At 67.0% G+C, this 13865-nt stretch carries 16 protein-coding genes; 11 read left to right on the top strand and 5 right to left on the bottom strand.

The window, feature by feature from the left end; genetic code table 11:
• Positions 1-3 precede the first annotated feature (3 nt).
• From ACVWZ7_RS05940 to purU, 3 genes are all read right to left on the bottom strand, one after another.
• The gene (locus ACVWZ7_RS05940) at positions 4-525 is read right to left on the bottom strand and encodes a gamma carbonic anhydrase family protein (RefSeq protein ID WP_456507264.1); all 522 of its coding nucleotides are present in this window, start codon (positions 523-525) and stop codon (positions 4-6) included.
• A 100-nt stretch (positions 526-625) separates the two neighbouring features.
• Complete coding sequence (locus tag ACVWZ7_RS05935) at positions 626-1144, bottom strand: class I SAM-dependent methyltransferase (RefSeq protein WP_456507263.1); 519 nt, start codon at positions 1142-1144, stop codon at positions 626-628.
• Between the two features lie 21 nt (positions 1145-1165).
• Positions 1166-2026: a formyltetrahydrofolate deformylase gene (gene purU / locus ACVWZ7_RS05930; RefSeq protein WP_091250903.1), complete on the bottom strand. Its 861-nt coding sequence runs from the start codon at positions 2024-2026 to the stop codon at positions 1166-1168.
• 313 nt (positions 2027-2339) lie between these two features.
• Here purU and glyA point away from each other — a divergent pair, with 313 nt between their 5' ends.
• From glyA to ACVWZ7_RS05875, 11 genes are all read left to right on the top strand, one after another.
• Positions 2340-3638 (top strand): serine hydroxymethyltransferase, encoded by a 1299-nt coding sequence (gene glyA / locus ACVWZ7_RS05925; protein ID WP_456507262.1) that lies wholly within the window; start codon positions 2340-2342, stop codon positions 3636-3638.
• An 18-nt stretch (positions 3639-3656) separates the two neighbouring features.
• Positions 3657-4565, top strand: coding sequence for a bifunctional methylenetetrahydrofolate dehydrogenase/methenyltetrahydrofolate cyclohydrolase (locus tag ACVWZ7_RS05920; protein ID WP_116765965.1), 909 nt, complete (start codon positions 3657-3659; stop codon positions 4563-4565).
• A 215-nt stretch (positions 4566-4780) separates the two neighbouring features.
• Positions 4781-5728, top strand: a complete 948-nt coding sequence (locus tag ACVWZ7_RS05915) for an ABC transporter ATP-binding protein (RefSeq protein WP_456507261.1) — start codon at positions 4781-4783, stop codon at positions 5726-5728.
• Positions 5721-6572: an ABC transporter permease gene (locus tag ACVWZ7_RS05910; protein ID WP_456507260.1), complete on the top strand. Its 852-nt coding sequence runs from the start codon at positions 5721-5723 to the stop codon at positions 6570-6572. The genes ACVWZ7_RS05915 and ACVWZ7_RS05910 overlap by 8 nt, the downstream gene beginning before the upstream one ends.
• A 21-nt stretch (positions 6573-6593) precedes the next feature.
• Positions 6594-7418 carry an ABC transporter permease gene (locus ACVWZ7_RS05905; protein ID WP_456507259.1) on the top strand — a complete coding sequence of 275 codons (825 nt, stop codon included), beginning with the start codon at positions 6594-6596 and terminating at the stop codon, positions 7416-7418.
• Positions 7419-7427: 9 nt separating this feature from the next.
• The gene (locus tag ACVWZ7_RS05900) at positions 7428-7784 is read left to right on the top strand and encodes a VOC family protein (RefSeq protein WP_116765968.1); all 357 of its coding nucleotides are present in this window, start codon (positions 7428-7430) and stop codon (positions 7782-7784) included.
• A gap of 200 nt (positions 7785-7984) precedes the next feature.
• Positions 7985-8548, top strand: a complete 564-nt coding sequence (locus ACVWZ7_RS05895; RefSeq protein ID WP_116765969.1) for a hypothetical protein — start codon at positions 7985-7987, stop codon at positions 8546-8548.
• Positions 8549-8558: 10 nt separating this feature from the next.
• On the top strand, positions 8559-9392 hold the full coding sequence (locus ACVWZ7_RS05890; RefSeq protein ID WP_116765970.1) for an exodeoxyribonuclease III: 834 nt from the start codon (positions 8559-8561) through the stop codon (positions 9390-9392).
• A gap of 17 nt (positions 9393-9409) precedes the next feature.
• Positions 9410-10516 (top strand): tryptophan--tRNA ligase, encoded by a 1107-nt coding sequence (gene trpS / locus ACVWZ7_RS05885; RefSeq protein ID WP_456507258.1) that lies wholly within the window; start codon positions 9410-9412, stop codon positions 10514-10516.
• A 4-nt stretch (positions 10517-10520) separates the two neighbouring features.
• On the top strand, positions 10521-11135 hold the full coding sequence (locus tag ACVWZ7_RS05880) for a 2'-5' RNA ligase family protein (RefSeq protein ID WP_456507257.1): 615 nt from the start codon (positions 10521-10523) through the stop codon (positions 11133-11135).
• Positions 11080-12258 carry a YihY/virulence factor BrkB family protein gene (locus tag ACVWZ7_RS05875; RefSeq protein WP_456509070.1) on the top strand — a complete coding sequence of 393 codons (1179 nt, stop codon included), beginning with the start codon at positions 11080-11082 and terminating at the stop codon, positions 12256-12258. The genes ACVWZ7_RS05880 and ACVWZ7_RS05875 overlap by 56 nt, the downstream gene beginning before the upstream one ends.
• On the opposite strand, the gene ACVWZ7_RS05870 is transcribed toward ACVWZ7_RS05875, so the two are convergent.
• Both ACVWZ7_RS05870 and ACVWZ7_RS05865 read right to left on the bottom strand, forming a co-directional pair.
• Positions 12221-12985, bottom strand: coding sequence for an alpha/beta hydrolase family protein (locus ACVWZ7_RS05870; protein WP_116765974.1), 765 nt, complete (start codon positions 12983-12985; stop codon positions 12221-12223). The two genes, ACVWZ7_RS05875 and ACVWZ7_RS05870, sit on opposite strands and share 38 nt — an antisense overlap.
• 97 nt (positions 12986-13082) lie before the next feature.
• On the bottom strand, positions 13083-13865 hold the full coding sequence (locus ACVWZ7_RS05865) for a succinate dehydrogenase iron-sulfur subunit (RefSeq protein WP_026537821.1): 783 nt from the start codon (positions 13863-13865) through the stop codon (positions 13083-13085).

The following is a 13865-nucleotide window of genomic DNA, read 5'->3' as shown; positions in this document are numbered from 1 at the left end:
GGCTCAGGCGCTGTGGAGTTCGCGGTGGGCCCGCGCCAGCTCCTGGTAGTGCGCGGCATTGCGCTGGACGCCCGCGAACTCCTCGTCGCTGAGCTCGCGCCGGACTTTCGCGGGCACCCCGGCGACGAGCGAGCGCGGCGGGATGACCGTACCCTCCAGCACCACGGCACCGGCAGCAACAAGCGAGCCGGCGCCGATCACGGCCCCGTTGAGGATGGTGGCGCTCATGCCGATCAGGCAATCGTCCTCGACGGTGCAGCCGTGCACCACGGCGCTGTGGCCGACGCTGACCCGGGCCCCGACGGTGCAGGGGAACCCGGGATCGGCGTGCAGCACCACGTTGTCCTGCAGGTTGCTGCCGGCCCCCACCGTGATGGCGGCGGTGTCGGCGCGGACGGACACGCCGTAGAAGGCGCTCGAGTTCTCAGCCAGCGTGGCGTTGCCGATCACCGAGGCCGTGGGCGCGATGAAAGCGGAGTCATGGACGGCCGGGGTCGTGCCGGCGAATGCGTAGAGGGGAGCCATGCCTCCAGCCTAGGACACCTGCCCACCCCGTTGCCCTATCACTTATGGCTGCTCTGAGCGCTCAGAGCAGCCATAAGCGATAGGGCAACGGGGGTTTGGGTCAGCCGGGGGAGCGGAGGACCGTAAAGCCGCCGTCGCCGCTGCCACCTTTGCTGTCACTTGCGGCTTCTCCGCCCCTGTCGCTTGCGCTGCCACCTTTGCTGTCGCTTGCGCCGTCGCTTCCCCCGTCGCTTGCGTCGCCTTCGCTGCGCGGGGCGGGGGACGGGAGGACGACGGCGATCGGCGCGCCGGGTTCGGCCACCCGCCCGAGTTCGCGGACGACGTCGTCCCACTGGTCCGGCGGCAGGCCCGCCAGGGCGTCCACCGCCCAGACCGAGGAGAACGCGGCGTCGGCGAACGGCAGCGATTCCGGGCCCGCAACGGACGCCTCCAGCCCGTGCGCCCGTGCGGCATGGATATTTTCCTCGGACGGGTCGACGCCGGTGAAATGGATGCCGGACTGCACAAAGTGCAGCCCGTCGGTGCCCGAGCCGCAGTCGAGCCCCAGCACCGCGTGCCGCCCCTCTGACTTGAGCAGGGCCACAAATGATTCGAGCCGGTCCTTCCGGATGGAGTCCATGGCTCTAGTCAAGGACCGGAATCAGTTAAAGACAACCGTCCGGTTGCCGTCGAGCAGGACGCGGTGCTCGGCATGCCACTGCACGGCCTGGGCCAGGGTGCGGCCCTCCACGTCGCGGCCCATCTGGACGAACTGCTCGGCGGTGCGCCGGTGGTCCACGCGGATGACTTCCTGCTCGATGATCGGTCCCTCATCCAGGGCTGCCGTGACGTAGTGTGCCGTGGCCCCGATGAGCTTCACGCCGCGGGCGTGCGCCTGGTGGTAGGGCTTGGCACCCTTGAAAGAGGGCAGGAATGAGTGGTGGATGTTGATCGCCTTGCCCGTGAGTTCGCTGCAAAGCTCGTCGGAGATGATCTGCATGTACCGGGCCAGGACGGTGAGCTCGATGTCGTGCTCCTTCATCAGGAGACGAAGGGCGTCCTCGGCCTGGACCTTGGTGTCCGGCGTGACGGGGATGTAGTGGAAGGGGATGCCGTAGAACTCCGCCAGGCCCTCAAGGTCCCGGTGGTTGGAGACAATGGCCGGAATGTCGATCGGCAGGGTGCCGGAGCGCTGCAGGAACAGCAGGTCGTTCAGGCAGTGGGCCGAGGTGCTGGCCATCAGCAGGGTGCGGACCTTCCGGCCGGCCGGGTTCAGGCTCCACTGCATGCCGAAAGCCTGGGCCACGGGCTCCAGTGCCGCCTGCAGCTCGGCCCGCTCGGCGGCCGTCGTCGCCTCCACCCGCATGAAGAAGGTGCCCGTGCCGTGGCTGCCGTACTGCTGGGAGTCCGTAATATTGCAGCCCGCCACGAGGAGGGCTCCGGCGACGGCGTGCACGATGCCGGGCCGGTCAGGGCAGGACAGAGTCAGGATGTAGGAAGCAGTCAGGTTCTCGTCAGTCACGAAGAACAGCCTACCCGCGCTTCAGGGGCAGTTTTGTAAGCGTTTTGGTAGTGTTAACCCGTCGCAACTGGCGTTGGATGGCTAACCATCAGGGAGCGGCACTCACGAAGACCACGGATCGTACGCCTGGGCCGAGGGTCATGTCTTACCGGTTGGCAGCTTCACCGCTGTCAGGCCGTTGCCGGCGCCCGTTCAGGGTGCCAATCGCCGACGTCGCGTCCCGCTGTCCAGGGGTCCGTCATCAAGGGGCGGTGCAACGGGCCAGCCGGTAGCCTGACCATTAGCCGTACCCGTTGCCTACCAGGAGTTCCTCGTGACTACTACTACCGCCACCTCAGCCGCCGTGAGCAACCAGCCGCTGGCCGAACTCGACCCGGAAATCGCCGCCGTTCTGGCCCAGGAGCTTGGCCGCCAGCGCGGCACCCTGGAAATGATCGCCTCCGAGAACTTCGCCCCGCGCGCCGTGATGGAAGCCCAGGGTTCCGTCCTGACCAACAAGTACGCCGAGGGCTACCCGGGACGCCGCTACTACGGCGGCTGTGAATACGTCGACGTCGCCGAGCAGCTGGCGATCGACCGCGTCAAGGAGCTCTTCGGCGCCGAATACGCCAACGTCCAGCCGCACTCGGGTGCGCAGGCCAACGCCGCCGCGCTCGCCGCCATGATCACCCCCGGTGACAAGATCCTGGGCCTCTCCCTGGCCCACGGCGGTCACCTCACCCACGGCATGAAGCTGAACTTCTCCGGCAAGCTCTACGAGGTTGCCGCCTACCAGGTCGAGGAAGACAACTTCCGGATCGACATGGACAAGCTGCGCGAGCAGGCCATCGCCGAAAAGCCCCAGGTCATTATCGCCGGCTGGTCCGCCTACCCGCGGCACCTTGATTTCGCCGCGTTCCGCTCGATCGCCGACGAGGTCGGCGCCCTGCTCTGGACCGACATGGCGCACTTCGCCGGCCTCGTGGCCGCCGGGCTGCACCCGAGCCCGGTCCCGCACTCGGACGTCGTCACCTCCACCGTGCACAAGACCCTCGCCGGCCCGCGCTCCGGCGTCATCCTGGCCAAGCAGGAATGGGCCAAGAAGCTCAACTCCGCCGTGTTCCCCGGCCAGCAGGGCGGCCCGCTCATGCATGTGATCGCCGCGAAGGCAGTGGCCTTCAAGATCGCCGGTACCGAGGAATTCAAGGAACGCCAGGAGCGCGTCCTCGAAGGCGCCAAGATCATCGCCGAACGCCTCGGCCAGACCGACGTCGCCGACGCCGGCGTCTCGGTCCTGACCGGCGGCACCGACGTGCACCTGGTCCTGGTGGACCTGCGCCACTCCCAGCTGGACGGCCAGCAGGCCGAGGACCTCCTGCACTCCGTGGGCATCACCGTCAACCGCAACGCCGTGCCGTTCGACCCCCGCCCGCCGATGGTCACCTCCGGTCTGCGCATCGGCACCCCGGCCCTGGCCACCCGCGGCTTTGGCGCCGAGGAATTCACCGAGGTCGCCGACATCATCGCCACGGCGCTGAAGTCCGGCGCGGCCACGGATATCGAGGCCCTGCAGGCCCGCGTGGACAAGCTGGCCGCCGATTTCCCGCTGTACCCCCAGCACGAGCAGTGGTAATCGATGACTTCTGCAAAAATGGCTGAAACCGCCCAGATCCTTGACGGCAAGGCTACCGCCGCTGCCATCAAGGCTGAGCTGAAAGAACGCGTGGCCGCACTCAAAGCCATGGGCGTCACCCCCGGACTGGGCACCATCCTGGTCGGCTCCGATCCCGGCAGCACCTGGTATGTCGGCGGCAAGCACAAGGACTGCGCCGAGGTGGGCATCACGTCCATCCGCCGCGACCTGCCCGAGGAAACCACGCAGGATGAACTCCTGGCCGTGGTCCGCGAGCTCAACGAGAACCCGGAGTGCACCGGTTACATCGTCCAGCTGCCGCTGCCCAAGCACATCGACCAGGACGTCATCCTGGAGGCCATGGACCCTGAGAAGGACGCCGACGGCCTGCACCCGATGAACCTGGGCCGGCTCGTGGCCAACGTCAGCGGACCCATGAAGTCCCCGTTGCCCTGCACTCCCAAGGGCTGCGTGGAACTGCTGACCCGGCACGGCATCAGCCTCAACGGCAAGCGCGTCCTCGTGGTCGGCCGCGGCGTCACCATCGGCCGCCCGGTGGGACTCCTGCTGACCCGCAAGGACGTCAACGCCACGGTCATCCTGGCCCACACGGGCACGGTGGACCTGCCGGCCGAACTCCGCCAGGCCGACGTCGTGATTGCCGCCGCCGGCCAGCCGCACATGATCAAGGCCGGGGACCTTAAGCCCGGGGCGATCGTGCTCGACGTCGGCGTCAGCCGCGTGGACGACGGCACCGGCAAGGCCGTGGTTACGGGAGACGTTGACCCCGCCGCGGCCGACGTCGCCGCCTGGCTCTCGCCGAACCCGGGGGGAGTGGGGCCCATGACCCGCGCCATGCTCCTGGCCAACGTGGTGGAAACCGCCGAGCGCCAACTGGCATCGAAAAGCCACGCCGGGCTCGCCTAGGAATCCGAGCTGATGACAGGGCACCTGCTTCCCGCGAAGCAGGTGCCCTGTGGCTTTAAGAGCGGGGGCTTGAATCGGGCGGAACGCCGCACCTGCCCGCCGGGACGCATAACAGAACGAATACGTCAGGAGTTTTTACGAAAAGACTCTTTCATACTTTGCGGGGATCCACTACCGTGGTGCGGGTGTCCGAACTTGTCTCGAAAGAATCCCCCGTGAGCAGCCCCTCTGATGCCGCTCCGCAGTACGTCATCACCGCCGAAAACCTCACCAAACGCTACGGCGAGGTCACCGCCGTCGACGGCATCTCCTTCCGCGTCCCCGCCGGGGAAGCCTTCGGCCTGCTGGGCCCCAACGGCGCCGGGAAGTCCACCACGATGAAGATGATCGGCGGGGTCTCCCAGCGCACCTCCGGCAGCCTGAGCATCATGGGCCTGGACCCCGAGCAGCACGGTCCGGAAGTCCGCGCCCACCTGGGCGTCGTCCCGCAACAGGACAACCTGGACGAGGAATTGAAAGTCCGGGACAACCTGCTGGTCTACGGCCGCTACTTCGGCCTTCCCATGAGCTACCTCAGGCGCAAAGCCGACGAGCTGCTGGAATTCGCCCAGCTCACGGACAAGGCCAACGCCAAGGTGGACGCTCTGTCCGGCGGCATGAAGCGGCGCCTGACGATCGCCCGCTCCCTCATCAACGAACCCCGGATCCTGCTGCTGGACGAGCCGACCACCGGCCTGGACCCGCAGGCGCGGCACATCCTCTGGGACCGGCTGTTCCGGCTCAAGGAACAGGGCGTCACCCTGATCCTCACGACCCACTACATGGATGAGGCCGAGCAGCTGTGCGACCGCCTGATCGTGGTGGACAAGGGCAAGATCATGGCCGAGGGCTCTCCGGCCAGCCTGATCCGCGACTACTCCACGCGGGAGGTGCTCGAACTGCGCTTCGGCTCGGACCGCAACGCGAGCGTCGGCGCGGAGCTCGAAGGCATCGGCGAACGCCTGGAGACCCTGCCGGACCGGGTGCTCATCTACGCCCATGACGGCGAGGCCGCCCTGGAACAGGTCACCGCCCGGGGACTCCGGCCGGTCACCTCGCTGGTCCGCCGCTCTTCGCTGGAAGACGTCTTCCTGCGCCTGACCGGCAGGAGCCTCGTTGACTAAGCCAACGACGACGGCGACGCCCGCCCTCCGCGCCCACTCGCCGGAAGTCTCGGCCGCCCGTGCCCGCCGCTGGGGCGCCTTCTACTACGCCGAACAGGTCCTGCGTGTCATGAAGGGCTACGGCTGGACCATCGTCATGTACGGCGTGGGGCAGCCGGTGGCCTATCTGTTCGCGATGGGCGTCGGCCTGGCCACACTGGTCGAGGCCAACGGCGCCGGCGCCTTCGGCGGCGTCAGCTACCTGACGTTCATCGCGCCCGCCCTGCTGATCTCGGCCGCCGTCATGACGGCCGCCAACGAGTTCACCTTTCCGGTGATGGACGGCTTCAAGTGGCGGCGCGTTTACTACGGCCCGCACGCCTCGCCGCTGACGCCGGAGCAGATCGCCGGGGGCCAGGTCATCGCCGTCACCGTCCGCTTCCTGCTGCAGTCGGCCCTCTACTTCGCCGTCGTCGCCCTGTTCGGGGCCGCACCCGGCACCTGGGCCTGGGTGTCCATCCTCATCGCCACGCTCGCCGGCCTGTCCTTCGGGCTGCCGCTTATGTCCTACGCGGCGACGATCCGGAATGACAGAGGCCAGTTCGCCATGGTCATGCGGTTCATCGTCATGCCGCTGTTCCTGTTCTCCGGCACGTTCTTCCCGCTGGACACGCTTCCGCTCGGCGTCCGCTGGATCGGCTGGATCTCGCCGATCTGGCACGGCACCGAACTTGGCCGCGTGGTCAGCTACGGCTACGAGGAAGAGCCGTGGCTCACGATCGTCCACCTGGTCTTCCTGCTGGGCCTCGCGGCCGCCGGCTGGGTCCTGTCCAAGCGCCAGTTCGCCAAAAGGATGGCCTCATGAGCGTTCTTACCGGAAGTTTCAATGCGGGGGACCACAGCGTCAACGGACGCCGCACGCCGCCGGCGTTTCGGGCCCATGTACTCCCGCAACGTCCGCGCCGTCGTCGCCCGCGGGCTCATGGCCACCAAGAGCAGCAACTGGATGGTCATGGTCTCCGGGTTCTTCGAACCCGTGCTGTACCTGATCTCCATGGGTGTGGGCCTGGGCGCAATCGTGGGGTCCGTCCAGGGCCCCGGCGGGCAGGAGATCAGCTACGCCGCGTACATTGCGCCGGCACTCTTGGCAGTGTCCGCCATGAACGGCGCCGTCTACGACTCCACTTGGAACGTCTTCTTCAAGATGAACTTCGCCAAGCTGTACCAAGGCATGCTCTACACCTCGCTGGGGCCGCTGGATGTCGCCATGGGCGAGATCTTCCTGGCCCTCCTGCGCGGGTTCATGTACGCCACCGGCTTCACCGCCGTGATGGGCGTGATGGGCCTCATCACCACGCCATGGGCCATCCTCATGATCCCGGCCTCGGTGCTGATTGCCTTCGGCTTCGCGAGCTTCGGCATGGGGGTCACGAGCTTCATGAAGACGTTCCAGCAGATGGACTGGATCAATTTCGTGATGCTGCCGATGTTCCTGTTCAGCGCCACGTTCTACCCGCTCAGCGTCTACCCGCAGTACATCCAGTGGCTCATCCAGGCCATGCCGCTGTGGCACGGCGTGGAACTGCTGCGCCAGATCAGTGTGGGCGTGTTCACCCCGGCCACCGCCGTGCACGTCGGCTACTACCTCGTCATGATCGCCCTCGGCGTCACGCTCACCACGGGCCGCCTGCGCCGGCTGTTCCTCACCTAAGGAGATCCCATGATCGGACAATGGCACGCACTCGTCATCGACTGCGAGAACCCGGACACGCTCGCAGGCTTCTACCAGGAGCTGCTGGGCATGATCCGGGTGCAGGAGGACCCGGACTGGATTTCGATCGGCGACGCCGCCGACCGTCCCGCCGTCGCCTTCCAGCGCGTGGACAGGCTGGTCCGGCCGCAGTGGCCCGACGCCGAGCACCCGCAGCAGATGCACGTGGATGTGAAAGTCACCGACCTCGACGCCGGCGAGGCCGAAGTCATCCGGCTCGGCGCTGCGCGCCTGGCAGGCGGCGGGGAATCCTTCCGGGTCTACACCGACCCCAGCGGCCACCCGTTCTGCCTGGTTCTTTCCTGAGTCGCCTGAAGTGGGCTGCGTGGCCTGAACCGCCTGAACTGGGCCGCGCGGCCTGAACCGCCTGAACTGAGCCGCGTGGCCTCAGCCGCGCCGTGCGGGGCGCCTCTCCGGGGCCGCTTCGCCTATCTCCGCGGCGGGGGCGGCGTTCGCCCGGGGTGGAAGCGCCGCGGGCGGCCTGCCCCGTTTGCGATAATAGGCTCATGCAATCTCTGGGTAGCCCCGCGTCCTCGTCCACCACGGCCACGGGCCGGTTCTCCACGTTCCGCATCAGCGGACCGGGGATGCTGGTCTTCATCATCGCGTTCACGGTCGCCGTGATCTTCGCGGCCAACCAGAACGACGTCGTGGGCTGGGTCGTGGCGATCATCGCCGGCGCCTGGCTGGCGCTGGCCTCGTTCGTGGTGTTCAGCATCCAGCGGGCCGCCAAGCGGGCCGCGGCCAGGCTCGACGAGGCCCAGAACGCCTTCAACGCCGCCACCGGGCGGGCGCCGACCGCCAGCAGCGTGGACCATGGCGGCACCCGCGTGGTCAGTGAAGGGCTCCCTGCGGAGAGCGTACGCGACATGAAGCTCGACCACTCCTTCAAGATCGTCCAGGTTCAGGTGCGCGTCGTCGAACAGGAACGTGCCAAGGGCGAGGCCGCGGACCAGGACACGATCCGCCGGGCCCTGGAGACCATCGAGATCACCTCGACCAACGCACGGGACATGATCAAATCCTCGGCCGGCGGCGACGAACCCGTCAGCGGAACCATCATCGACTAGAGTGGATCGGGTGAGCTCGGCATTGAAGAAGGACCACCTTCGCATCGCATCAGTCAACGTCAACGGCCTGCGTGCCGCCTATAAGAAGGGCATGGCGGAATGGCTTGAACCGCGCGAAGTGGACATTCTGTGCCTCCAGGAGGTCCGCGCGCCCGATGCGATCGTCCAGGAGCTGCTCGGCGAGGGCTGGTTCATCCTGCACGCCGAGGCCGAGGCCAAAGGCCGGGCCGGCGTCGCCATCGCTTCGCGCGAAGAGCCGCTTGCCACCCGCGTGGGCATCGGGGATGACTACTTTGCCACCACCGGACGCTGGGTCGAAGCCGACTACACCGTCCGCAACGCGGAGGGCGAGGCATCGCAGCTGACCGTCGTGAGCGCGTACGTGCACTCGGGCGAGGCCGGCACGCCCAAGCAGGATGACAAGTTCCGTTTCCTTGACGTCATGATCAAGCGACTGCCCGAACTCACCAAGCACAGCGACCACGCCCTCGTCGTCGGTGACCTCAACGTCGGCCACACAGAGCTGGACATCAAGAACTGGAAGGGCAACGTCAAACGTGCAGGCTTCCTGCCGGAGGAGAGGGCGTATTTTGACCGCTTCTTCGGCGAGGAAATCGGCTGGAAGGATGTTCACAGGGGCCTGGCGGGTAACGTCGACGGCCCCTACACTTGGTGGTCGCAACGGGGCCAGGCCTTCGACAACGACACCGGCTGGCGCATCGACTACCACATGGCCACGCCCGCTCTCGCTGCTGCCGCAGTGTCAGCCGTTGTTGACCGGGCATCGTCCTGGGACACACGCTTCTCCGACCACGCCCCGCTGGTAGTGGACTACCGGCTCTAGTTTTAAGGCTTCCACGAATGACCTCTACTTCCACTGTGACCGACGCCGGCGTCGCTCCTGACCCTGAGACAGCCGCCGGCAAACCCGCTCCGGCTACCACCGGGGCCCGGCACCGCATCCTCTCGGGCATGCAGCCCTCCGCGGACTCCCTGCACCTGGGCAACTACCTCGGAGCCCTCGTGAACTGGGTCCGGATGCAGGATGAGTACGACGCCGTCTTCTTCATCCCGGACCTCCATGCGATCACCGTTCCGCAGGACCCCGCCGAGCTGGCCCACCGCACCCGGGTCACGGCCGCGCAGTACATTGCCGGCGGCGTGGACGTGGACAAGTGCACGCTGTTCGTCCAGTCCCAGGTGCCGGAGCACGCCCAGCTGGCGTGGGTCCTGAACTGCATCACGGGTTTCGGCGAGGCGTCCCGGATGACCCAGTTCAAGGACAAGGCCCACAAACAGGGCTCAGACCAGGCCAGCGTCGGCCTGTTCACCTACCCCATCCTCCAGGCCGCGGACATCCTGCTGTACCAGCCGCACGGTGTCCCCGTGGGCGAGGACCAGCGCCAGCACGTCGAACTGAGCCGTGACCTCGCCCAGCGGTTCAACACCCGCTTCGGCCAGACGTTCACGGTGCCGCAGCCCTTCATCCAGAAGGAATCCGCGAAGATCTACGATCTGCAGCACCCCACCGCCAAGATGTCCAAGTCGGCGGAGTCGCCTGCAGGCCTGATCAACCTGCTCGACGATCCCAAGGTCACCGCCAAACGGATCAAGTCGGCCGTGACGGACGCGGAGACCGAAATCCGGTTCGACCGCGAGGCCAAGCCGGGCGTGTCCAACCTCCTGACCATCTATTCGGCGATCACCGGGCAAACCGTTGACGCCCTGGTCGGCGCCTATGAGGGCAAGATGTACGGTCACCTCAAGGTGGACCTCGCCGAGGTGGTCACCGAGCACCTGACGCCGATCCGGAACCGCGCCAATGAGCTGTTGGACGATCCCGCGGAGCTGGACCGGCTGCTGGCCCTCGGCGCGGACAAGGCCCGCGAGATCGCCTCGGTCACCCTGCGCGACGTCTACTCCAAGGTGGGTTTCCTGCCGTACGCCGGCGCTCACGGAGTCCGCTAGGTCAATGTCCTCCGTCAGCAAAGTCACCGCGAAAGCCGCAACGTCAAACGGGCAGGCACGCAGCGAAGGCATTAGCATCGGCGTGATCCTGAGGTTCCCGGCGGACATCGCCGAGGAGCTTCAGCGCTGGCGGGCGTCCTTCGGGGACCCGATGGCCTCCGTCGTCCCGGCCCACATCACGCTGGTCACCACCACCATGACGCAGGACTGGGACGCGACCTGCGCCCATGTCCGGGACGTGGCCCGCCGGCAGGAGCCGTTCACGGTGACCATCGCGGGGACCGGGTCTTTCCGCCCGGTGTCCCCGGTGGTCTTCCTGAACGTGGAGGACGGCTTCGGCGAATGCGTGAACCTGCACCGTCAGCTGCAGTCCGGTCCCCTGGAACGGGAGTTGCCCTTCGACTACCACCCGCACGTGACCGTGGCCCACGACGTCGCCCCGGAAAGCCTCGATGATGCCGAAACGGTCCTGAAGGATTACTCGGCCACGTTCCCGGTGGCTAGCATGGGACTTTACGAGCACGATGACAACGGCATCTGGCAGCTACGGGAAGAGCTTGACTTTGGGACCAAACTCGACGACGACAGAGGCCAGGACGGCACCGCAGACGCCCGCTAAGCCGCCGCTTCCCACCGACCTGGCCGGGCTGAAGCTGGAAGTGATCCGGAAAAGGGTCGACTGGGGCCGGGTACGACGCTCCGGCGGCGGATGGATGGCTTCGCTCATGGCGATGGTGGCGTGGCTGCTGGCCAAGGTCAACGCGCTGCTGCCCGTGCGGGCCTACACGCACTACCTCCGCCAGCGCGGCCCGTTGTTGAGTGCCGGCATCGGGTTCCGGATGTTTTTCTCCGTCACGGGTCTGTTGGCCACCGGATTCTCCATTGCCGGCCTCGTCCTCAGCGGACATCCGGCTCTGCTGGACACGATCATCAGGAGCGTGGACGCCGCCGCGCCCGGCCTGTTGCAGGTCGACGGCAGCGCGGGGCTGGTTGATCCCTACCAGCTGCTGAACCCCGCCAGCCTCGGCTGGGCCGCCGGGATTGCCGCCATCGTCACGGTATTCACCTCCCTGGGCTGGATCAGCGGCATCCGCGACGGCGTGCGGGGCATGATGCGGCTCGGCCCGCTGGTGATGAATCCGATCCTGCAGATACTCAAGGACGTCGGCACGCTGCTCCTGATGGGCGTGGCCCTGGTGGTCAGCTCGGCAGTCTCCCTGATCTTCGGCACGGCGGCTGGCTGGGTGGCCCAGCAACTGGGCCTGGACCCGGTAGTGGCCGGGCCTTTGACGACGTCCATCACAATCCTCGTGCCGCTGCTGCTCGGCTGGGGCACCGCCCTGATCATGTACCGGGTGGCCGCGGGGCTGAAACCGGCCCGCCGCTCACTGCTCGAGGGGACCACCCTCGCCGCGGTAGGCGCCACCGTGCTGCAGATCTTCAGCACCCAGCTGCTGGCCAGTGCCGGGAAGAACCCGATTCTGGCGCCTTTCGCCATCATCATCGGCCTGCTGATCTGGTTCAACCTGGTCAGCCAGGTTTACGTGTTCTGCGCCGCGTGGGTGGCGATCCGGGAGGAAGACCTTAAATCGCAGCCCGTCTCGACGACCACCGGGTGGGGCGCCCGGCGGGTCCAGCCCGGCAAAACACCGGTGGAGTCGCCGGCTGAGCCGCGGGCACGCCGCAGGGCACTGCCCGCCGTGTTCAGGCGTCGAGGTACTGGTCGGCCCACGCCGAAATAATCTTCGCGGCACGCGCCGCCTGCCCCTTACCCGTCAGGAGGTGGTCGCTGCCCTCCAGCGAGACGAAGCTGCGCGGGTGGCGTGCCGTCCGGAAGATGGTGCTGGCGTTTTCGATCCCCACCGTGTTGTCGGTAGGGGAGTGCAGCACCATGAGCGGCTTGTGCAGCTGCCGGATGCAGTCCGTCAGGTCCGCGTTTTCCAGATCCTCGACGAAGTGACGCCGGATCTCCACACGCTTGCCGCCAAGATCCACCTCGGCGCTTCCCTCCTCCAGGATCCGGTCCAGCGCCGCGTCAAAGACGTGGGCCACGTGCTTGGGCGAGAACGGGGCGCCCACCGTGGCAACAGCTTTGAGCTCCGGAATCTGCCGTGCCGCGGACAGGACGGCAGCGCCGCCGAACGAATGTCCCACCAGCAACGACACCCGCCGACCCGAGTCCCGCATGAACTCGGCGGCCTTGACGGTGTCGGCCACCTTGTGGCTGAACGAGCCCTCCGACCACATCCCCGCCGACTCGCCGAGCCCCAGGTTGTCGAACCGGAGCATGCCCACGCCGTTGTCCGCCAGGGCCTTGCACATCCGCGACGCCGAGGGGCTGTCCTTGCCCAGGGTGAAGCCGTGCGAGAACACGCCCCAGCCCTTCACCGGGCCTTCGGGCAGGTCCACGACGCCGGAGAGCAGTTCGCCGGTGGAACCCTGGAACGAGACTTTTTCTGAACGGGACACGGTGTCCCCTTTCGTGTGAGCGCGAAGACGACGACGGCGCCCCCACCCATAAGGTGAGAGGCGCCGTCGTCTGTTTCTCGTGGTTCTGGAGGAGTCGCTAGACCTTGCGGGACAGGATGGCCTGCTTGACCTCGGCGATGGCCTGAGTCACCTGGATGCCGCGCGGGCACGCTTCGGTGCAGTTGAAGGTGGTGCGGCAGCGCCACACGCCTTCCTTGTCGTTGAGGATCTCCAGGCGCATGTCGCCGGCGTCATCGCGGGAATCGAAGATGAAGCGGTGTGCGTTGACGATGGCCGCCGGGCCGAAGTACTGGCCGTCGGTCCAGAACACCGGGCAGGACGAGGTGCACGCGGCGCACAGGATGCACTTGGTGGTGTCGTCGAACCGCTCGCGGTCCTCGGCTGACTGCAGGCGTTCCTTGGTGGGCTCGTGGCCGCGGTTGATCAGGAAGGGCATGACTTCGCGGAAGGACTGGAAGAAGGGCTCCATGTCCACGATCAGGTCCTTCTCCACCGGCAGGCCCTTGATCGGCTCGACCGTGATGGGCTTGGACGTGTCCAGGTCCTTCAGCAGGGTCTTGCAGGCGAGGCGGTTGCGGCCGTTGATGCGCATGGCATCGGAGCCGCAGACACCGTGGGCGCAGGAGCGGCGGAAGGAGACGCTGCCGTCCATCTCCCACTTGATCTTGTGCAGGGCGTCCAGCACGCGGTCCGTGCCGTACATGGTGACCTTGAAGTCATCCCACGTGGCGTCCTCGGAGACCTCGGGGTTGTAGCGGCGCACGCGCAGCGTGACGTCAAAGGACGGGATTTCCCCGCCCCCGCCGACGCCGGCGGGCAGTTCGATCTTGGATGCTGGCTCAGCGAGTTCAGCGCTCAT

This window comes from Arthrobacter sp. TE12232, from assembly GCF_054062615.1.
Note: the sequence above shows the minus strand (reverse complement) of the source record. Positions and strands in the feature narration are given on the sequence as shown.

What these genes read in the sequence shown, in the direction of transcription:
- ACVWZ7_RS05940 (WP_456507264.1), bottom strand. Translation starts at nt 525, where the DNA reads ATGGCTCCCCTCTACGCATTCGCCGGCACGACCCCGGCCGTCCATGAC.
- ACVWZ7_RS05935 (WP_456507263.1), bottom strand. Translation starts at nt 1,144, where the DNA reads ATGGACTCCATCCGGAAGGACCGGCTCGAATCATTTGTGGCCCTGCTC.
- ACVWZ7_RS05920 (WP_116765965.1), top strand. Translation starts at nt 3,657, where the DNA reads ATGGCTGAAACCGCCCAGATCCTTGACGGCAAGGCTACCGCCGCTGCC.
- ACVWZ7_RS05905 (WP_456507259.1), top strand. Translation starts at nt 6,594, where the DNA reads ATGCGGGGGACCACAGCGTCAACGGACGCCGCACGCCGCCGGCGTTTC.
- ACVWZ7_RS05900 (WP_116765968.1), top strand. Translation starts at nt 7,428, where the DNA reads ATGATCGGACAATGGCACGCACTCGTCATCGACTGCGAGAACCCGGAC.
- ACVWZ7_RS05895 (WP_116765969.1), top strand. Translation starts at nt 7,985, where the DNA reads ATGCAATCTCTGGGTAGCCCCGCGTCCTCGTCCACCACGGCCACGGGC.
- trpS (WP_456507258.1), top strand. Translation starts at nt 9,410, where the DNA reads ATGACCTCTACTTCCACTGTGACCGACGCCGGCGTCGCTCCTGACCCT.
- ACVWZ7_RS05880 (WP_456507257.1), top strand. Translation starts at nt 10,521, where the DNA reads ATGTCCTCCGTCAGCAAAGTCACCGCGAAAGCCGCAACGTCAAACGGG.
- ACVWZ7_RS05865 (WP_026537821.1), bottom strand. Translation starts at nt 13,865, where the DNA reads ATGAGCGCTGAACTCGCTGAGCCAGCATCCAAGATCGAACTGCCCGCC.